14 protein-coding genes are annotated in these 20,976 nt (G+C 38.6%); 3 read left to right on the top strand and 11 right to left on the bottom strand.

Annotated features, from left to right (window positions below):
- Nucleotides 1-53: 53 nt before the first annotated feature.
- The 6 genes from G440_RS0112480 to G440_RS0112455 form a co-directional block, all read right to left on the bottom strand.
- Nucleotides 54-785: a shikimate dehydrogenase family protein gene (locus G440_RS0112480; protein WP_026451612.1), complete on the bottom strand. Its 732-nt coding sequence runs from the start codon at nucleotides 783-785 to the stop codon at nucleotides 54-56.
- Nucleotides 778-1,803 carry a DUF368 domain-containing protein gene (locus tag G440_RS0112475; protein WP_026451611.1) on the bottom strand — a complete coding sequence of 342 codons (1,026 nt, stop codon included), beginning with the start codon at nucleotides 1,801-1,803 and terminating at the stop codon, nucleotides 778-780. The genes G440_RS0112480 and G440_RS0112475 overlap by 8 nt, the downstream gene beginning before the upstream one ends.
- Nucleotides 1,804-1,863: 60 nt before the next feature.
- Entirely contained in the window at nucleotides 1,864-2,859 is a 996-nt protein-coding gene (locus G440_RS0112470) for a DUF368 domain-containing protein (protein ID WP_026451610.1), read from the bottom strand.
- Nucleotides 2,860-2,894: 35 nt separating this feature from the next.
- Nucleotides 2,895-4,295 (bottom strand): tetratricopeptide repeat protein, encoded by a 1,401-nt coding sequence (locus G440_RS0112465; protein ID WP_026451609.1) that lies wholly within the window; start codon nucleotides 4,293-4,295, stop codon nucleotides 2,895-2,897.
- Nucleotides 4,296-4,435: 140 nt separating this feature from the next.
- Nucleotides 4,436-5,620: an aspartate aminotransferase family protein gene (locus G440_RS0112460; protein WP_026451608.1), complete on the bottom strand. Its 1,185-nt coding sequence runs from the start codon at nucleotides 5,618-5,620 to the stop codon at nucleotides 4,436-4,438.
- 232 nt (nucleotides 5,621-5,852) lie between these two features.
- Nucleotides 5,853-7,733: an ABC-F family ATP-binding cassette domain-containing protein gene (locus G440_RS0112455; RefSeq protein ID WP_026451607.1), complete on the bottom strand. Its 1,881-nt coding sequence runs from the start codon at nucleotides 7,731-7,733 to the stop codon at nucleotides 5,853-5,855.
- Nucleotides 7,734-8,437: 704 nt separating this feature from the next.
- Here G440_RS0112455 and G440_RS21240 point away from each other — a divergent pair.
- Both G440_RS21240 and G440_RS20755 read left to right on the top strand, forming a co-directional pair.
- Nucleotides 8,438-8,581: a hypothetical protein gene (locus tag G440_RS21240; RefSeq protein ID WP_157417975.1), complete on the top strand. Its 144-nt coding sequence runs from the start codon at nucleotides 8,438-8,440 to the stop codon at nucleotides 8,579-8,581.
- Between the two features lie 63 nt (nucleotides 8,582-8,644).
- Nucleotides 8,645-9,289, top strand: a complete 645-nt coding sequence (locus G440_RS20755) for a DUF6266 family protein (RefSeq protein WP_051285358.1) — start codon at nucleotides 8,645-8,647, stop codon at nucleotides 9,287-9,289.
- An 82-nt stretch (nucleotides 9,290-9,371) separates the two neighbouring features.
- Here G440_RS20755 and G440_RS0112440 read toward each other — a convergent pair whose 3' ends face one another.
- The 5 genes from G440_RS0112440 to G440_RS0112420 all read right to left on the bottom strand — a co-directional run bounded on the left by G440_RS0112440 (nucleotide 9,372) and on the right by G440_RS0112420 (nucleotide 14,177).
- Complete coding sequence (locus G440_RS0112440) at nucleotides 9,372-9,668, bottom strand: helix-turn-helix domain-containing protein (protein ID WP_026451605.1); 297 nt, start codon at nucleotides 9,666-9,668, stop codon at nucleotides 9,372-9,374.
- 230 nt (nucleotides 9,669-9,898) lie between these two features.
- Nucleotides 9,899-10,126, bottom strand: a complete 228-nt coding sequence (locus tag G440_RS0112435) for a DUF6095 family protein (RefSeq protein ID WP_026451604.1) — start codon at nucleotides 10,124-10,126, stop codon at nucleotides 9,899-9,901.
- The gene (gene murQ / locus G440_RS0112430; protein ID WP_026451603.1) at nucleotides 10,119-10,934 is read right to left on the bottom strand and encodes an N-acetylmuramic acid 6-phosphate etherase; all 816 of its coding nucleotides are present in this window, start codon (nucleotides 10,932-10,934) and stop codon (nucleotides 10,119-10,121) included. The genes G440_RS0112435 and murQ overlap by 8 nt, the downstream gene beginning before the upstream one ends.
- 78 nt (nucleotides 10,935-11,012) lie before the next feature.
- A complete protein-coding gene (locus G440_RS0112425; protein WP_026451602.1) occupies nucleotides 11,013-11,813 on the bottom strand; it encodes a DUF4249 domain-containing protein in 801 nt (266 codons plus the stop codon).
- A gap of 3 nt (nucleotides 11,814-11,816) precedes the next feature.
- Entirely contained in the window at nucleotides 11,817-14,177 is a 2,361-nt protein-coding gene (locus tag G440_RS0112420; protein ID WP_034259499.1) for a TonB-dependent receptor, read from the bottom strand.
- A gap of 739 nt (nucleotides 14,178-14,916) precedes the next feature.
- Between G440_RS0112420 and G440_RS0112415 the strand changes: the two genes are divergently transcribed.
- Nucleotides 14,917-20,445 (top strand): CHAT domain-containing protein, encoded by a 5,529-nt coding sequence (locus G440_RS0112415; RefSeq protein ID WP_026451600.1) that lies wholly within the window; start codon nucleotides 14,917-14,919, stop codon nucleotides 20,443-20,445.
- The last annotated feature ends 531 nt before the right edge of the window (nucleotides 20,446-20,976 follow it).

Here is a 20,976-nt window from a genome sequence, read left to right as displayed (position 1 = left end):
ACTGTGCAAATGGCAAAGCACACAGCATCTTTTTGAATGTTTTTACATCAATTTTATGAATTCCAAATCTCCCAGGCTTTTTCCGCTTGTATTTTCAACATCTCCAACCCGTTAAGGGTTTGGGATTGTTGATTTTTTCCCAGTTTTAGAAATGTAGTTTCCGCGGGGTTGTAGATAAGATCATAAAGAAGGTGGTTTTCGGTTAAATATTGATAGGGGATAGGTGGGCAATCCGCAATATTTGGAGAAGTTCCCAGCGGTGTGCAATTAACTATCAACAAGTGGTCTTCAATAATGGATTGGTTTAAATCTGAATAAGTGAGTGTTTCTGAAGATGTTGTCCTGCTTACAAATTTGAAACTGAAGCCTAAGTTTTTAAGTGCAAACGCAACCGCTTTTGATGCGCCACCCGTACCAAGTATTAACGCCGTTTTTTTCTGAAGAGGTAAGAAGGATTCAAGAGATTTTCGGAACCCAAAATGATCCGTGTTGTAGCCTATCAGTTTTTTGTTACTGGCGATTTTTATGGTATTCACGGCTCCGATTTTTTCGGCATCTTCATCTAATTTATCTAAAAATTCAATTACTGTTTCCTTATATGGAATAGTAACGTTTAAACCTTTGAGGTTGCTAGTCTCAGAAATAATCTTCGGAAATAATTCTATGGAAGAAATGTCAAAATTTTCATACGAATGCGCTAAATTTTCTCTTTTGAATTTTTCAGAAAAGTATTTTTTTGAAAAAGAGTAGCTGATGTTTCTGCCCAGTAGTCCGTATTTAGACATGTGGTTTGTTTTTAAGGTTGTCGTACCAATCCAAGCTTAGAACAATCAGGGCGCCAATGATCATAAAAACGATGGCAAGCATGGTTTCCTTGCTAAATTCCGAAGGAAAAAACCGGTCATAACCTGTAATTATTTTTCTGCCATTTGCATCCAACAAGGGTTTTCCAAAAGAATCAAAACCTTCATATATTTCCTTTTTCCACGGCCAAACTACACCTAATGAACCGGCAATAAACCCAATGATAACCGCATAAGTTGCTTTTTTAAAACGTTTAAGAACGTAGGCCAATAAATGTGAAAGCGAGACCAAACCAACCAAAGAACCCATGGAAAAAACACTTAGAACCTTTAAAAGTTCGATACGCTCCGGATTATAGACCCAACTAAAATCCCATTGAAATATATTGGCAAAAGTGTCAAAAAGTGCATTTACTGAATCAACTAGGAGTAACACGTAGTTTCCTAAAAGTATCAGGATAAAGGAGCCGGAAAGACCTGGTAAAGTCATTCCCGAGACGCTGATAATTCCGCAGAAAAACACAAAAATCAGGTTGCTGTTTTCTTTTGCTGGTTCCAGAAAACTGATACCAACTCCCGCAATTACTCCGCAAAGTAGATAGGCCAAATACTTGCGATTCCAACTGCCAAAATCTTTTGCAATAAAATAAATGGACCCTATTATCATTCCGAAGAAAGCGCTCCAAACGTATAATTCGTAATGGACAATTAAGTAGTCTAAGATCTTAGAAATGCTGAAGTAACTGATGATCATTCCTAAGATCAATAGCGATAAAAACTGTCCGTTGGTGTATTGGTATAAGCTTTTAAATCTACCGCCAATCAGAAGCTTAAATGCTTTTTTGTTTATTTTTTGCAGTGAGTAAATAAACTCTTCATAAAATCCTGCCACAAAAGCCACCACTCCGCCTGATACGCCGGGAACTTTGTTGGCAGCGCCCATCGCCAATCCCTTCAGTACCAGCCAAGTTTTATCGGAAAGGGAGCGATTTTCGTACATTTTTAATTCAAAATTTGATATTCAAAACCAGCTTTTCGGTTGCTAGATGCGTCATCTGGATTAAGCTTCATTCTTCGTTAGCGGTTCGGGTGTTTTATTGTTATCTGCAAATCTCTCTAAAAGGAAAATGGTTAAAAACCCAATAATAGCAAAGACTACAGCATATAAAATCTGTGGGTTACTGTCATAGTTTTGTGGGAGAATACTTCTTTCAATAAAAGGAATCTGCTCCCCGGCGTGGTTTGTTCTGTATTGCAATACTTCTTTCCAGGGCCATATTTTATTAAGGGCGCCAATCATAAACCCAGTGAGAACCGCGAGGGTTAAATTTTCGTGGTGTTTAAACATCCAATTTAATGCTTTGGAAAATACTTTTAAGCCTACAATAGCACCAACTCCGAATATAAGTAATTTTCCTAATGCTTGTAAAAACATCGAACTGTTTAAGGTTGCCAGTCCCTCGGTCAGTTGGGTTACTATGCCAATCACGGCGGTATAAGCACCTAAAAGCAATAGGATAAAGGCGCCTGAAATTCCCGGAAGTATCATTGCTATAATAGCGATAAAACCAGCTAAAAAAAGAAACCAAATACTTTCAGGAGAGCCAATGGGATCTGCAATAGTGATAAGGTAGGAGAGACCCGAAGCGAGAATAAGAAAAATAATTACAGCCCCCCGCCAGCTGCTAATCTGTTTCCCCACATAAACAATACTCGCTATTACCAAGCCGAAGAAAAACGACCAAACCATTATGGGATAGGCTTCCAAAAGCCAAGTAATCAATTTTGCAAGGGAGAGGATACTTATAAAAACTCCCGAAAAGAGAGCCAATAAAAAAGCGAGGTTATAGTGTTTCCAAGCTTTTGAAAACCCGTCTTTTTTCCAGATTTTAAAAAAACCTAGATCAATGTTGTGAATGGTCTCAATAAGTTCTTCGTAGATACCCGAGATAAAGGCAATCGTTCCGCCAGAAACTCCTGGCACTACATCAGCAGCGCCCATGGCAAGGCCTTTAGCGGTTACAATTAAATACTGGAGGAAATTTCTTTGAGGCATAAGCTAATTTTGCTAAAACCCCAAAAATACGTAATTTAAAGTGAAGGATTTTTGTGTTTTTTGATTATTTCAACTACCGTCTTTAGATGGAATACTTGTGGAAAAAGTTCTTCGATAATCATTAAAAACTCTGGTTCAGATTTAAGGGCATTTTTTAAATGAAATGCGCCTTTATCATTTTCACTTAATGTGTAGTAAAGTCCTGAAAGTCTGTATTCTAGTTCGGCATTTTCTGGATAGAATTCCATAGCTTGGTTAAAGTTATTTACGGCAGCCTCAAATTCACCTAAATTGGTAAGAATATCACCACGGGTAATCCACGTTTCCATCTCATAATTCCCAAGTTCCAAGGTTTTTCTATAGCCTACTTCAGCTTCTTCATAAAGGCTTAATTTGTTGCTGATTTTTGCATATCGCTTCCAGTAATGCACATTTTCAGCATCAATACTGATTGCTTTTTCAATATAGTAAAGTGCTTTTTGAAACTGCTTTCTTTTGATGTAGAAATCGGTAATTGCTATCCAAGCCTTGTCCAATAAGGTGTCTTCCTTTACACATTTTGTATAAAATTGAATTGCCATTTCGGCATTGCCCAATTTTTCGTAACATTTTCCAATGCGCAACAAAGCGTAGGAAGTAGGATCGTCCAAACCTAAAGTTATAGAATAGCTTTCAATAGCCTCAACATATTTTTTCAACTTTTCAAGTACCCTTCCTTTTTCAAGATAGGCGCCGATAAAACGATCGTCGCTAATGATAGCAAAGTCATAGGCGGCGAGTGCTTTTTTGTATTCTTTAAGTTCATAATACTGCTTGCCCAGTTGATGCCAAGCCACTTCACAATAGGGGTTTTTGTTCAGAAAATCGTTTAAATACTCAATGGCTGCTTCATATTCGTCAAGAAATTCAAAGCAATAGATAATATTAAATAGAGCAGAATAATCCTCTTGATCTTCTTCCAAACACTTCATAAAGTAATATTTGGCGTGAACATAATCTTCCATAAAAAGATATTCCATGCCGAGTAGGGAAAGTACGTCTGCTTCATCATCCGTTATTTCCAAAGCTTTTTCTAGAAGTTGGATTGCTTCGGAATGTTTGTCGCGACGTGAAAAAATATTTGCTTTTTGAATATAAATCTCCTCATTGCTCTGTTCCAGCAAATGCAGGTCGTCCAAAAGTTCATCGGCGATGTCCAATTTATTCTCGAAAATGTACATTTCTATTCGGAAAAGCTTCAGGTTCGTGGAAGATGGATGTTGCTCCAAGCCTAATTTAGTAGCTTTCTTGGCCAGCGCAATCTTTCCGTTTTCGAGATAATGGTGCACTATTTCTTCAAATTCTTCCGAATCAAAAAATAGAACGCTGTTGGTTTTCAACATAGACTCGAATCTTTCCAGCGAGAAGTTGTTATGTTCATTTGAACTTAATTGCATAAGCAGATTTTAACGGTTTCTTCTTATTTAAAGATAATAATGAATATATAAGTTCAATTCCTATGCCGTGTTTCTTGTTAACGGACTTATCAACAGAAAGATACGACATAAAATACTGGAATCAAAGTAGTTGCAGTGAATTAATAGCTTTGAATATTGTTTAAAACGTCTTGCAGTATTTTGCAGCCTTCTGTAATTTCGTCATTGCTGATTGTAAGCGGAGGGGTAATTCGGATTGCTCGGCCTTCAAAAAGAAGCCAAAAAAGTATCAATCCGCGGTCTTTACAGGCTAGAATTACTTCGGAAGCAATCTCTGGCGTTTCCATGATTGCCGCTAACATCAAGCCTTTACCGCGAACTTCTTTTATTAAGGGATGTTTTAGAAGTTTTCTAAAAAGCTTTTCCTTTTGAAGTGTTTCTTTAATGATGTCAGTTTCTGTCAATTCCTGAAGGGTGACCAAAGCAGCTGAAGCAATGACAGGGTTTCCGCCAAAAGTGGTGATATGCCCTAGTTTTGGGTTCTCTTGAAGCAGTTTCATAACCTGATGGGAAGCAGTAAAGGCACCAATTGGCAGTCCGCCGCCCATTCCTTTGCCCATAACCAATATATCTGGCACAATCCCGAAATGTTCAAAGGCGAAGAGCTTCCCGGTTCGACCAAATCCCGGCTGGATTTCATCTAAAATGAGAAGAGTTCCCGTTTCATCACAACGCTGGCGTACTTTTTTTAAATAATCATGTTCCGGCTGAATAAAGCCTGCTCCGCCTTGAATGGTTTCCAAAAGAATGGCTGCGGTTTCCGAAGTTATCTTTTGAAGATCTGCCTCATCGTTGAAGTTTACGGGGAAACAGTCTGGTAGTAAAGGTTTGAATGCATTTTTACGTTCCTCAAAACCCATAACACTCATGGAGCCCATAGTGTTACCATGGTAAGCGTGGTTTGCGTACAAGAATTGGGTTCTTCCGGTTGCTCGGCGCGCTAACTTTAAAGCCCCTTCAACGGCTTCGGTGCCGCTATTTACTAAGTAGGTAGTGTTTAGACTTTCAGGAAGATTTTCAGAAAGCAATTTTACAAGTTGTACCGTGGGCGCTTGAATATATTCGCCATATACCATAACGTGCAAATATTTTTCCGTCTGGGTTTTTATTGCTGAAACCACTCTGGGGTGGCAATGTCCCAAAGTGCAGGCCGAAACTCCAGCTACAAAATCAAGATGCCTCTTTCCCGAAGTGTCATAAATATAGCTCCCTTTTGCATGGGAAATCTCCATCGCCAAAGGATGCGATGTAGTTTGTGCTTGATATTTATAAAAATCCTCTTTCATTCTATATTAAATCGTGGTTTTATCGGGAAAGATGCACGTCAAGTCGCCAAGTTTTTTTAATTTACTCTAAACTCTAAACTCTAAACTCTAAACTCTAAACTCTAAACTCTAAACTCTAAACTCTAAACTCTAAACCCTAAACTCTAAACCCTAAACTCTAAACTCTAAACTCTAAACTCTAAACTCTAAACCCTAAACCCTAAACTCTAAACTCTAAACCTGCAACCTCTGTCTAACCTTCCATCTTCCCAGACAGTTCAAACCATCTTTCTGTTTTGGATTCTATCATATCAATGATTTCCTGAAGCTTGATGGATTGCTTGTCAATTTCGGCGCCGTCCCAATTTTCTGTGGCGAATTTATTTTGGAGTGTTTCCCGGTTTTTTTCGAGATTGGCAATTTCTTTCTCCAGTTTCCCGAACTCTTTCTGTTCGTTATAATTTAGCTTAACGGCTGTTGTATTGTCTTTTTTATTGTCCTTCCAATCGTTTTTTGATTTTGAGTTGGTTTCAATTTCTTTTTTTACGGTAGGTTGGCTATCCTCATAGCTTCTGAAATCACTATAATTTCCTGGGAAATCTTCTACTTCAGCATCTCCTCTAAACACAAAAAGGTGATCCACAATCTTGTCCATAAAATAACGGTCGTGGGAAACTACTAAAAGACAACCCGGAAAGTCCAACAGGAAGCTTTCTAGAACATTTAAAGTTACAATATCCAAATCGTTTGTAGGTTCATCCAGAATGAGGAAGTTTGGGTTTTTTATAAGAACGGTACACAAATAAAGACGTTTCCGTTCTCCACCACTTAATTTTTCAACAAAATCATATTGTTTTTTAGGATCGAAAAGAAAGCGTTCCAAAAGTTGGGAAGCAGAGATCTGACGCCCTTTTTTCAGCGGAATATAATCACCGAATTCACGAATTACATCTATAACCTTTTGACCGTCTTTAATGTTGATACCACTTTGAGTATAGTAGCCAAACCGAACGGTGTCGCCAACAATAACTTTTCCTGCATCCGGTTGCAGACCTCCAGTAAGAATATTTAAAAACGTAGATTTTCCAGTACCATTTTTTCCGATAATACCAATTCTTTCTCCTCTATTGAAGTTATACTCAAAATTATTCAATAGCTTTTTGTCACCAAAAGATTTTGAAACCTTATGGAATTCCACCACTTTCGTCCCCATGCGCTCCATATTGAGTTCCAACTGCACTTGATGGTCGTTTCTTCGTTTACTGGCGCGATCTTTTATCTCGTGAAAATCTTCAATTCGACTTTTACTTTTTGTGGTACGTGCCTTTGGTTGGCGGCGCATCCAGTCCAGTTCTTTTTTGAAAAGTTGCTTTGCCTTTCCTGTTTCTGATACTTCGTTTTCTATTCGCGCATCTCTTTTTTCGAGGTAATAGCTGTAATTTCCTTTGTAGCTATATAGTATTCCCTCATCAAGCTCTACGATTTCGTTACAAACGCGTTCCAGAAAATAACGGTCGTGCGTAACCATAAAAAGGGTGAAGTTCTCCTTTGCGAAGAGGTTTTCCAGCCATTCTATCATTTCAAGATCCAAATGGTTGGTCGGCTCATCCATAATCAACAAATCTGGAGTGGTGAGCAGCGCGTTAGCAAGTGCCAGCCGTTTTTTCTGTCCGCCGCTAAGGCTGGAAACCTTGGCGTGCAAGTCGTCCATCTTAAGTTTTGAGAGAATTTGTTTATAACGTGTTTCAAAATCCCAAGCGTTGTGAGCGTCTACCGCATCAAATGCTTTTTGGAAGGCTTCCGCATCTTCTGGGTTTTCAAGGGCGTGTTCATAGTCCTCTATAATCTTCAAGATGGGATTGTCTGCAGAAAAGATAGTCTGCTCCACCGTTAACTGAGGATCTAAATCTGGTTCCTGAGGCAGATAGGCAATTTTAAGACCTTTTCTAAAAACCACGTTCCCTGTATCGGCATTGTCATTGCCGGCGATGATGTTAAGTAAGGAGGTCTTCCCGGTACCATTTTTGGCGACGAAACCTATTTTTTGGCCTTCGTTTATTCCGAAGGAAATATTTTCAAATAAAGCCCGCATCCCGAAAGACTTGGATATATTTTCTACTGAAAGATAATTCACGTTTTATATTTTCGGCAAATGTAGTGAATTTGAGGCTTGTTATGTTGAGATGAGATCGAAATCGAAATCGAAATCGAAAACGAAAAGACCTGCCCGCCGTAGGAGGGAAATCGAGCCTTCGATACATTTTGAAAGCAAGAAAGTTTGATTTGTAATTTTTATTATTTGGAGGGCTTTCAAAACACTCAGGCACCGCTAAAGACGAAAAGGAAATTGGGATAGCAGAGGACGTGGGGGTTGGCCACGAATACACGAATTTTCTTAGAACAATTTTTTGTCTCGCAAGGCCGTCAAGTTGCCAAGTTGCCAAGTTTTTTTAATTTTTAACTGACCAAAAACTACTGCATAAACTGCCAACAGCAACTAAATATTGCTGCTTTTTTCTCTTGAAAAGGGCGTGAAAGTGCAAAATTTCATACTTAACACTGAACATTCTCCCATGAAAGATTACTCGTTTTTTTATTTTAACATTATTTGAAGGGAAGAAGCGTACATGATTTTGAAGATGAATATGAAGTTGACGCAAATGGAAAACGAAATTGTAAACTATATCGAACGTGAAGCTAATATCTATCAAAAACAAATACTGAAAAGACATTTTTTATATCGCTTTTACGCGTCCCAAGTATACCACGGCATACCCACTCATCTCTCCACACTAAGTAGCCCCTCGTTCTAGAAAAGACGTTTCCCAAAAAAAAACAGTGCACGTATTCTCGAACCAATCTGCAACCAAACTGGGAGCAAACCCCAATAAATATGCCGGTTTGTTACAGGAGGTTGCAATGGTATGCCATTTGGTTGTTTCAGGCAGTTTATGGTATCGCTTGGTTGCAGCTTCTTGGTAATACAAAAAAGCGCCATTATATTTAGATAATTAACGGAGTATTAATCTTTAAAACCATAACATCATGGGAACATTTAAAAAAGGAATCCTAGGTGGATTCCGTGGAAAAGTAGGCAGCGTGGTAGGAGCACGCTGGAGAGGGAAGTACGTGATGCGTTCTGTACCTGAAGTTGATGAGAATCGCACTCCAACGGATAAACAAAGAAAGGTACGGGAAAGGTTTGGCCTTGTAGCCCGTTTTTTAAACCCGATTAAACCTATTGTAGGGAAGTATTTCGGGAAGAAGCAAAAGGACAAATCGCCGTTTAATCTGGCCACTTCCTACCATATTCTGGAGGCAGTGCTGGAAGTGGGGACGGACTTTGTAATGGACTACCCAAAGGTACTCATTAGCAAAGGCGACCTTAGCGGCTTGCAGTCTCCTGCATTAACAGCGCCTTCGACGAACCTATTGCAGTTGGACTATACGGACAATAGTGGGCAGGGATTTGCACAAGCCGATGACCAATTGGTGGTGGTGCTTTTTGTAGAAAACCTGGGGGAATATCAAACCCTCAATCCTGCAGGCACACGGGATGCTACGTCGGTAAACCTTCCTTTGCCCCCGTATTGGTCTGGACAGGCCATCCAAGCGTGGGCAACCTTTGTGGATGCCGAAGACAAACGCGTCGCCACCAGTAGCTATCTGGGGGAAGTAACGGCCGTTTAAAATTAGGTTGATCTACGAACCTAAAAAAGAAAGACCCGCAATTAATAACTGCGGGTCTTTTGCTTTTAATGGGTTTAGGGTATTAACTCTCGATTAAAACACTAGATTTGGCGAGTAATATTTCACAAATCTGTTGTTTTAGATAATACACGTTTCGGCTCACTTTTAAAAAGGGAAGGATTCCCTTTAGGCGCCATCGGTACAAGGTTACACGGTTTACTCGGAAGATTCGCATCATATCCGCTTCCGTTAAAAGTTCGTTCTCATCTTCAAGGATTTTTAAATAAGGTTCTGGGCGCTCATTAAATACACTTGACGTTCGCTTGATGTTAAAGCCGCTAATCTTTCCGGTCTTAACTTTTTTAGTTAGAGCTTTCATATTGAAATGATTTAGGTTAACTAATTAAATATAAGCGTTTTATAAAAAATATACAAATTAAAAGAAACTTATTTTAGATTATCTAAAACTGCTGGCAAACTGAATATTCAATTGGCCATATTAATGGAGGAAGGTATACTGTTTTATATAATGTGAAAATTCCATTCAAAATAGACTGAAAGTCTGTTACATTAGTGAAATAAAACAATGCTAATTGCGCATCTGTTTTCTCAATTAAAAAGTCCCTTCATAATAGTGTTGATTCCCTTAAAAAGAAGATAAATGGCGCCAGCGCCTGCAATTATTCCCACGGAAAGAAACACGAAAAACATAAAGGTTTCTTTGTTAAGAAAAGACAGCGTAAGGAGGTAAGGACTCAAAAAAAGCAATGGCAATGCAAAAGCCATAAACTTTAAACCCTTTTTCAATAAGTCAAAATCTGTGTGGTTTTTACTCATTTTTAAAGTTGTTTATTGCGTTTCTAACGTTTTTATGCTTTTGTAAAAGTGTCTTTGCTTCTTCTTCAGAAACTCCCAGTTCCGCCATAATCATTCCTATGCCGCGATTGACCAATTTATTGTTGCTCAATTGCATATCCACCATTTTGTTTCCTTTTACCTTCCCCAATTGAATCATGGCGGTGGTAGAAATCATATTTAAAACTAGTTTCTGTGCAGTGCCTGCTTTCATTCTTGAACTTCCCGTTACAAATTCGGGCCCTACGGTTACAACAACGGGAAATTGGGCGGTTGTTGCCACAGGACTTCCTTCATTGCAAGTGATACAACCTGTTGGGATGTTGTTTTCATTGCAGTATTTTAATGCGCCAATAACATAAGGTGTGGTTCCGGAAGCAGCAATACCTATAACCATATCATTTTTTGAAATATTTTCTTTTTGGAGATCTATGACGCCTTGATCTTCGGAATCTTCTGCAAACTCAACGGCTTCCCTAATGGCACTATCGCCACCAGCAATTAAAGCGATTACCAAGTTATGCGATACGCCAAAGGTTGGTGGACATTCACTGGCATCTACAATCCCCAAACGGCCACTGGTGCCCGCGCCAAGGTAAAATAATCTGCCGCCAGCTTTTAGTTGTTCCACAACTTTTTTAGTTAGCTTTTCAATCTGAGGAATGGATCTTTCCACCGAATGCGCGATTGTTTTGTCCTCGTTGTTGATATTTTCAAGTAATTCAGAAACACTCATTTTTTCCAAATGATTGTATTTTGAATCAGATTCTGTGGTTTTTATAAAAGACATTTTTTCAGTATTCAGTATTCAGTGTTCAGTGTTCAGTTTCGTCTTCGTCAAAATAAAGTCTTGCAAAGTTATGCTATTTTACTGCACGGTATAATTGAGGGTTGAAACTTCAGAAATCCTGAAATACCCAAGTGGGTAGTCATCTGCTTTTGTTTCATTTATAATATTACCACGAACGGTGGCAGGCTGGGTTTCAAATGGACCGCCTCCCTGATTATTTGATTGTTGCAATAGTACAAACATAAAGTTGTGGAATGCTTCATTAACACCGTATAAATTGAATTGAACGTCGTCACCTGGAGCAAGATCTTCTACTAAATAATAAGCAAAAATGCTATTTCCATCAAAAAACGCGTCGCTGTAAACATCCAAAACGTCACCACGATCTGAAAGTCCTTCAAAAAAATAAAAATTATCTTCCCCAGCGGGATCCGTAAAAAATGCCTTTAACTCAATATCTTCGCCTGTAAAACCGCCGTCGTTGCGCTGTTCTACAAATTCTAAGGGTGCAACCGAATACAACCTCTCTGTGGCTGAATAGGTTTCATCATTAAAAATGATTTTTAAGGTGTAATCTGTTTCTAATTGTGGGGAAAGGTTACTTACATAAAACCCATTTTCAGAATAGGTAAAAGGATAAACCCTTCCGCTGTCATCTATAATGCTTACAAGGGCGTTTGAAACGGGGGGAACGTTATTATCAAAGAAAGCGGCAGTGGTGGTCAGCCGGACCAAGGAGTTTGCAGTGCCGTCTTCCCAAATATTGATATTTGCTTCCACAACAAGACGTGGTGGGGCTTCATTTAATTCAACATCAATTACATCTTCACAGGAAGTTAAAACTCCGAGACATAGTATTATCGCAAATAACTTCTTCATACCTTAAAATTTAAAGTTGTAGGTTACCGATGGGATTATCCCAAATATAGACAGCCGCACTGCCTCGTTTTGACGTATATCAGTATTCTCCCGAAAAGAGATTGATGCCGCATTTTTTCGGTTGTAAGCATTGTAAATACTAAAAACCCATTCGCCTTTCCAACGCTTTTTGCTTTCGGGCTTGGGCGTCCACGTGGCCGACAAATCCAAACGATGAAAAGCGGAAAGCCTACTGCTATTTCGTGCCTCATAAACCGGAACTACCAAACCATTGTATTTATACTGTCCAATAGGAAAGGTAGTGGGTTGCCCAGTTTGAAAGATGAAATTTGCGCCAAAAGACCATTTTTTAGAGAGCTCATATTGTCCGGTTACGGAAACATCGTGCGTTTTGTCCCAAGGGGAATTGTACCATTCGCCATTATTAATACCAGTTTCCAATTCGGTCCTTCCGGGAGTTCGTTGTTCACTTTTAGAAAGCGTATATGCTATCCAACCTTGTAATTTTCCTGTGTTTTTCCGGAAGAGCATTTCGAGGCCATAAGCTCTAGCTTCCCCATTCAGTAGAATTTGCTCCACGGCATTGTTAGCTATTAAATCGGCATCGTCAACATAGTCCAACCTGTTTTTAACTTTTTTGTAAAAGCTCTCCACTTCCAAAGAATAATTCTTAAAATTCCTAAAATATCCGAAGGCCACTTGATCTGCCACTTGCGGCTCAATATATTTTCCACTTGGCGCATAAATGTCAAATGGAGTGGGGGAAGTGGTGTTGCTTATTAAGTGTACATACTGCGCCATCCGGTTATAACTGGCTTTTATGGACGAATCGTCATTTAGCAAATAGGAAATTGCAAAGCGTGGCTCCAAATTGGCGAAGGACTTAATGGTTTCACTTCTTCCGAAGGAAATGGTATCACTTGGTTTCGCTTTTTGATAAATATCTAAATTGGGATTGTAAAGAATGGGGTTTCCATTTTCATAAACAAATAACTCATCCTGCCCCAAACGGTTAAATGTTGATAAGCGAAGCCCTGCTTGCACTGATATTTTATCTGAAACATCTATTTCAGCATCTAGATAGACCGCATTTTCCCAAGCGTATTTATCGGTGAGTTTAAAAGGGTTTATTCCAGAATCCGCCGTTGTTGGAGTTACGTTTCCAGGATTGAATTTATAATAGATACTGTTTATACCATAACGTAAATCTACATTGTCTGAAATATAATGGGTGAAATCATATTTTAAATTGAAGTTACGGATGCCGCTATCAAAATCAAATTCAATAAATTTCAGTTCTAAACCGTAATAATAATCGGAATAAATTAAGGAAAGGTTTGAAAATAATCTATCCGAAAATAAATGGTTCCAGCGTAAGTTGAGGGTTGTATTTCCGAAGCTATTTGAAAAAGTATCAGAGATTTCAAAAACATCCCTTCCGAAGTAACCAGAGAGAAAAAACCGATTGTTTTTGTCGAAGTTATAGCTCAGCTTCGTGTTTAAATCGTAGAAATAAGCAACGTTGTCATTGTCAAATAGCGGCAAAAATAAATGTGCATAACTGCTGCGACCGCCAAGCAGAAAAGAGGCTTCATCTTTTTTAATTGGTCCTTCTAACAACAGCCTACTTGCAACTAGGCCAATGCCGCCACTGGCGTGATATTCCCGCTTATTTCCATCTTTCTGATAAATATCTAAAACCGAAGAAATGCGGCCGCCATATCGTGCGGGAATTCCTCCTTTATAAAGTGTTAGATCCTTGATAGCATCTGGGTTAAAGACGGAAAAGAAACCGAACAAATGGGAAGAGTTATAAAGTGTGGCTTCGTCCAATAATATCAAATTTTGATCTGCACCGCCGCCTCGAACGTTGAAACCACTGGCGCCTTCACCTGCACTGGTAACTCCTGGCAAGAGGGTGATGGATTTGATTACATCCACTTCGCCTAAAACCACGGGAATCTTTTTAATGGTACTTGCAGAAAGCGTATTGGTGCTCATTTGCGAGCTTCTGATATTTAGTTTTTCACCATTTGCCTGTAAAATAACCTCATCCAAACTTTCCGTATCCTCAGCCATCTTCAGATTATGTCTAACATTTTCGGAAAGCCTAATTTGAGTTTTTTGTGTAGCGAAACCAATACTGCTGAAAAAGACTTCATAATCTCCCTCTGGAAGCGTAATGGAGTAATATCCGTATTGATTGGTAACCGTTCCGGTTTGTAGCGAAGGAATAATGACGTTCACTCCAAAAAGAGTTTCTCCAGAAGCTCCTTCTGAAATAGTTCCACTTAACGTGAATTTTTCTTGAGCAAAAAGAGAGATACTTCCGAAGAAGAATAAAATAATCAGAATTTTTTTCAAAAGCGATGTTTTGGGTACTAAGTTCAAGTTATAAACGCAACTTTTAGCAGAATAATACTTTTTTAAACCTCTTCAGAATAAATAAAGGAGTCTTTCCTTCCAACCCTTGAAAGGACATTATTTGTCTTATTCTTCTTTCTAAAAATTGCTGTTTCAGCCAAATTTTCCGTGAACAAAGATATACAATTGCTGCACTTTGGAATCTAGGCAAAACGCAGCATTTTATTGCTGTTCTTTTGGACATTCCGCAAGATCTTTTTTGAATCTTCCTGCAAGGTCATTATTCCACTCCTGCAAGGTCTCCTTTGGACCTTGTAGATATATATCAAAAACCCAAAGACAACCTTCAAAATAGTTTCCTTCTTACCAATCAATAATATTTTGCAGAAGTAATTTTGTTATTTATTTAGATTTCAGTTAGATACTAAAATTACGATCAAAAAGCCGGAAGCTTAATTATAACATAAGGTGTAAAAAACCTTCATTTTTTCGTTTAAAAAATCCGTTGCTAAAACTATAATGGAATTTAAAAAAATATCGTAACTTTTTAATCTCCTCACAAATAGCTCCCTTTTTACTTAATTAACTCATTTTCAGTGGCTAAAAGTTAAATTAATTAATTTAGCTTTATATTTAATGTTCTTTAAGCTGTTGTATCTGAGTGTTATATGCCGTGATATAAACTTTTATTCAAAAGAAAGGCTTACCTATTTTTTAAAATAACCTAATACCTGATAATATGGAACCAATCAAAAAACTCGTGGTTTATGGCAAAAAGGAAACCGACCAAGAAGGAGCTGTAGTGTATAATTTGGAGGGCAGTTTTAGAGATGCTTCCAACCAACACGAAATACAACTAGCAGAAAATGATAAGTTATTGGAATTGGTTCTTGATGATGGTACGTCTTGGATGTGTGATGCTTCAACCATGCACGAGGTTTTTCCAGAGCTCGATCCAGCTCTAAAACCACCTGGCAGTCGCGACCTGCAGCCCGATGTTTTTGTACTGCCTGATTCGGTAGAGGCGCCTGCAACAGAAAGGGGAATTATTGGTAAAATAGCTGTAAAACTTTTAAAAGTATTTGCAAAAAAGGCCATCGGGAAAGGAGTGGCAGAGCTTTCAATAAAATTGGAAGACAAACACTTACAAAATGAAATTCCGGCGAATGTAATTCCAAAAGACTTTTTGGCTCTAGGCGCTGGCCTGTTTACTGTTGACAGAGACTTCAAATTTGGGGTTTTTGATGGAAAAGCTTCCAACAATCCGTTTTTTCTATTTATCCATGGAACAAACTCAGATACTTTTGGCGCGTTTCAGGATTTAAAAGCTTCCCCCACTTGGAATACGCTACATCAAACTTACGGTAAAAACGTACTCGCTTTTCAACACAGAACCCTTACCGAAAGCCCATTGCTGAACGTTGTAAAACTTGCCCAAATGCTTCCGGATCATTCCGTAGTGCATTTGCTTACGCATTCCAGAGGTGGAATCGTAGGAGATATTTTAAATAAATACAGTAGTGATAATGATGATTCTTCTATTGGATTTACTGGCAGCCACATCGCATTGCTGGAAAAAGAAGGCGACAGGGAAGAAGACATTGAGAATATAGAAGCGCTCAACAAAATCTTTAGGGATAAAAATATAAGGGTTGCTAAATTTATAAGAGTTGGCTGTCCTGCCGCAGGAACCAAATTGGCTTCAAAACGATTGGATCATATCTTAAATGTGTTTTTTAATTTGATAACCATATCTGGAGGTTTGTTTGGTGATATTTTAAAAGAATTGCTCTCTGCAGCCGTTGAAAGCAAGGATGATGTAAATGTACTTCCAGGTGTGGAAGCGCAACGCCCGGAATCTCCTTTTATAAAAATATTAAACGATCCTTCACCAGAAACTGCAATTAGCGGAAAACCCTTGGCGGTTATTTCAGGAAATGGAAGAGTGAGCTTTTCGGGGCAAGGGCTATTTGTTATACTAGGAAAATTGTTCTACTGGCAACGAAATGATTTGGTTGTAAATACAGATTCCATGTATTTAGGTGCTAGACGAAAAGATAACATTCAGTATTTCTTTGATCAAGGGGCAGAGGTAAACCACGTAAAGTATTTTGAAAATGATAAAACTAGGGAAGCAATAGGCTTAGTGTTAACAACGGTGGAAGGAGAACTCATTCCCGGATTTAAATGTATTCCGCAGTATGAAATTCCCGGAAGCGATAGAGCACTTATAGAATCTGGTGAGCTATATCCTTCAACTTCGCCACCTTCAGGCAACAAACCGATTGTGGTTATGCTTCCTGGAATTATGGGCTCTAACCTCACACAAAAAGATAAGGAAATATGGCTTCATTACGGACGGATCCTTACCGGCGGATTGATAAAATTGGGATATTCCAATGTCAACAAAGTGGTAGCAGATTCTGTGGTAAAAACTTCGTATTACAAACTTTACAGATGGCTTTCGGGTAAATATGATGTTGTAGTATTTCCTTTTGACTGGCGAAAACCTCTTCCGGAATGTGCGAGTGAATTCAACATAAAAATTAAAAGTCTGCTAAAAGTAGGGCAGCCGATAAAAATCATCGGACATTCGATGGGCGGACTTTTGGCGCGTGATTTTATTCTTAATCACGACGATACTTGGCAAGAATTAAAAGCTTCAAAAGGCTTTAGGATGCTCTTTCTTGGGTCGCCGCTTGGGGGTTCGTTTAGAATTCCTTCAGTGTTATTCGGAGAAGATGCCATCATTCAAAAGCTGAGCAAATTGGATCTTTTCCACACCAAAAAAGGGCTGCTTAGAATGTTCTCCCAATTCCCGGGAATATTGGCTTTGTTGCCATTAACAACCGACCCTAAAAACGATTTCGCTAAAATGGAAACCTGGAAGAATATGCGGAATTATTTCGGACAATCCGATTGGCCATTACCGCTTCAATCCGATCTGGATTATTTTAAAAACTATCGGGATAATATTCTGAAGAAAAGAGATGAAATAGATTATTCAAGTATGGTGTATATCGCCGGGAAGGATAAAATGACTCCTTGCGGGTATTATTTGGATGAAATTCCGCCGAAAAAACAATTGTATTTCCTTTATACCAGTGAAGGCGATCAAAGTGTAACTTGGGCATCCGGGATTCCAAAACAGCTTGTGGAAGCCAATGCCGTTTATTATTCGCGTGTAACCCATGGAGCATTGGCCAATGAACCGGATCTTTTTAATGCTATTGAGGAAATACTTTCCACCGGACAAACCAAATTGCTTCGAAATACAAAACCCTTATTACGAGGTGAGGAAGAAATATTCCGTGCAGAACCCGATATAGATTTCGATCTTTCCCAAAGCGGCTTGGAAAAAACCATATTTGGACTTGGAGATGAAATTGATCCTGTGGGCAGCCAGATTCCACTTACGGTTACCGTGAGCAATGGCGATTTACGCTATATAGAATATCCTGTTATTGCAGGGCATTTCTTAAATGATGGCGTGCTATACGCCGAAAAGTCAATAGACAAATATCTTGGCGGTAGCCTAACGGCAAAACATAGATTAGGGCTTTATCCAGGAGAAATTGGCACCAATGCTATATTTGTTAAAAGGAGTTTTACAGACTTTGAAGGCGCAATTATAGTAGGACTGGGAGAACCAGATCAGCTTACCTCCTTTCAGCTTTCAAAATCGGTAGAACAAGGTGTTTTGAATTATTTGTTAATCATTCGGGGTGATGAGATTCCCAAAAAGGGGATTGGGGTTTCCTCCTTAATTGTAGCGACAGGATATGGTGGACTTTCCGTGGAAGGTTCAATTAAAGCTATTATTGATGGGGTGAACCGAGCGAATGAAAAAATAAAGATTCTATCCGATGAAAGTTATAGAACCGTTCAACACATTGAAATTGTGGAGCGATACGCAAACAGAGCCTTAAACTGTATGTATATTCTCAATAAAATTGCTAATAAAGAAAATTCAACCTACAACATCATTATTGGCAACAAGCGAATCAAAAATTTATTGGGTATCCAAAAAAGAATTCCATTGGATAATGCGGAGGATTGGTGGAACCGTATAACCATTAAATACAAAGAAGGCAACGAGGAAACAGGGAATCCTGCAAGTATGGTTTTTGGATCTTCCACCGGTGATTCTAGAGAAGAAGAGAACGAACTTTACAGCAGCACGCCGTTAATAGACTTATTTATATCAGAAGCTTCCAGCAATAATCAGTGGTCTAGCTGCACGGCAAAAACACTTTTCGAGTTATTGATTCCTAATAATTTAAAGGAGAAATTGAAGCAAAAAGGAAATATTTCCTGGATTTTGGATACTAAAACCGCTTCCTATCCCTGGGAATTGCTTCAGGACAATACTACCAATGCCAAACCACTTTGCATCAATGCTGGAATGATCCGACAGTTATCCACCAAGGAATACAGAATTAATATAAAACGCGTTGCGGAAAAAGGCGCTTTGATTATTGCCGATCCTATTCTGAATGGTTTTATTTCCCAATTGCCCGGTGCCAGAGAAGAAGGAATGATGGTTAAGGACACCTTGGGAAATGTGGGTTATCCTACAACCGAACTCATTGGAACAGATGCCGAAAGCATTGTCAAGAATTTTTTCTGTAATGATTATTCCATAATTCATTTGGCAGGGCATGGGGTTTTTAATCCGAAATTTCCAAAAAAATCGGGGATGGTTATCGGGAAGGATGTCTTCCTAACGGTATTCGAAATAGAGCAGATGCCCGTAGTTCCTGAACTCGTCTTTGTAAACTGTTGTCATCTTGGATATACTAATTCGGAAGATGAAAAATTTTATCGCGATAGATATAAGCTGGCAGCAAACATTGGTACCCAATTGATAAGTATTGGTGTAAAAGCTGTAATCGCCGCTGGATGGGCTGTTAATGATGCGGCAGCATTAGATTTTGCACAGGTCTTTTACAGCAGTATGTTCGCTGGATATAGTTTTGGAGATGCCGTGAAAAATGCTCGAAATTATATTTACGAAAAACATCCGGGAAATAACACTTGGGGTGCCTATCAATGTTATGGAGACCCTTTCTTTAAATTAAAAGGCATCTCCAGTGGAAAAGGTTCTTGGTCTCCAAAATATATTGTTCCACAGGAGGCGGAGATTGATCTAGATAACCTGCTCAATCAGTTGCAGATGGAGTCAGGAGAAGATAAAGATCATTTAGCAGATTTAAACACCATTATGGCGGCCGTGGAGCGGGATGTTTTAAAAACTCCGCAAATTATAGAACGAGTGGCTAAAATCTATCAGGAATTAGCAATGTATATTGAAGCTACCGGGAATTATGAAGAGTTGCTAAAAATGGAGAATGCTGATTTCTCCTTTTCTTGTATGGAAAAATACTGCAACACACGTTCAAAATTATATATCAGGGAAGTTTTTGATATCGAAGAAATCGATCCAAATTCCAAAAAGAAAGCCTACCAAAAAACAGTAAATGTAGTGAAGGATCTTAGTGTTTTACTATTTGCGGGAGAAACGGCAGAACGTCATAATTTATTGGGAAGTGTCCATAAACGTTTGGCTATGTTGGCACCCGATTCTAAAAAGCGTATCAGTGCCTATAAAACGGCAATCTCCCATTACGAGAGCGCTTACAGCAAAGACTTTAATTCAAAAAAAACCTATTCTTTGGTGAATTCTATAGAAATTGCTTGCTTATTGGTTTTTAATGAAGCAATAAAAGATGGAGGTGAATTTATTGTAGCTGGGGAAAAATATAAATTGAGAACTTTTTCTGAAGCAAAAGAAACACTTATTGAGCTAGAGAATGAATTAAAAGAAAAGTCTGATGTAGAAGATCTTGATTATTGGGACATGATTGCCTCGTCAAACATTGATTTATGCCTTCTCTTTGTTATTGAAGATGAAAAAATAGAAGCAAAATGGGAAGAAGTAATTCAAAACTTTAAGACGATCTGGCAAAAAGCCGGCTCCGAAGCAAAAAGAACCACGGAGTTGGAACATCTTGATTTTTTAACCAGATCGCTTAATATAGTTGCCGGTTTAAACGGCGGAGCTCATAAGCCGAACAAAGATTTGGAAACCCGGATAAGTGAATTGAGAACGGCCTTGACTGGGGTAAGAGATAAATTGAGGCCAAAGATGCTTGCTAAAACAAAGCAGATGAAATCGAAAACGATCCCGAAAACGATCCCGATAGCTATCGGGACGAAACCGAAACCGAAATCGAAAACGGAATCGGAATCGAAAACGAAAAAATAATTGAAAGATCAGATTATTTGAATCATGTGATCTCTATGAAATAGTGACTATTAGTTTGTTCGGACCAGTTGCGCGAATATTCCGTAGAGAATACTATTTGTCACTAGTGAACAATTAAAAACATTACAAAATTCATCTCAGCGAAAAGATTATAAGCACTTAAAAGATTTAATTTAAATTATTCAGGGAGCAAGCCTATCATCTAACTGACTTTGTAATAACCTAATGTTTAATGGTTTATATTTGTAAAGATAAAGATATGACTAAAGCGCTCTGTATTAATGCTATAAGACATTCAAAACAGACTGAAAGTCTGTTTCATTCGTGAAATCTAAAGCGTCCCGTTTGCGCCACTATTTTCAAGAAAGAATGTATTAGTGTTAATTAGTGCCATTCGTGGCAGTACTTTAATTCCATGTTAGATAAAGTTCGTGATCTTGGGCGGTCCCGAGTGAAGGACTTATGTTTTACGTCTTTCAGAAGTGGCCCGCCCGCCGTAGGAGGGTCGTAAACCGTAGTTGGAGACGACTA

Source organism: Aequorivita capsosiphonis DSM 23843, assembly GCF_000429125.1.
Classification (GTDB): Bacteria; Bacteroidota; Bacteroidia; order Flavobacteriales; family Flavobacteriaceae; genus Aequorivita; species Aequorivita capsosiphonis.
This window is presented reverse-complemented; position numbering and strand designations above follow the sequence as displayed.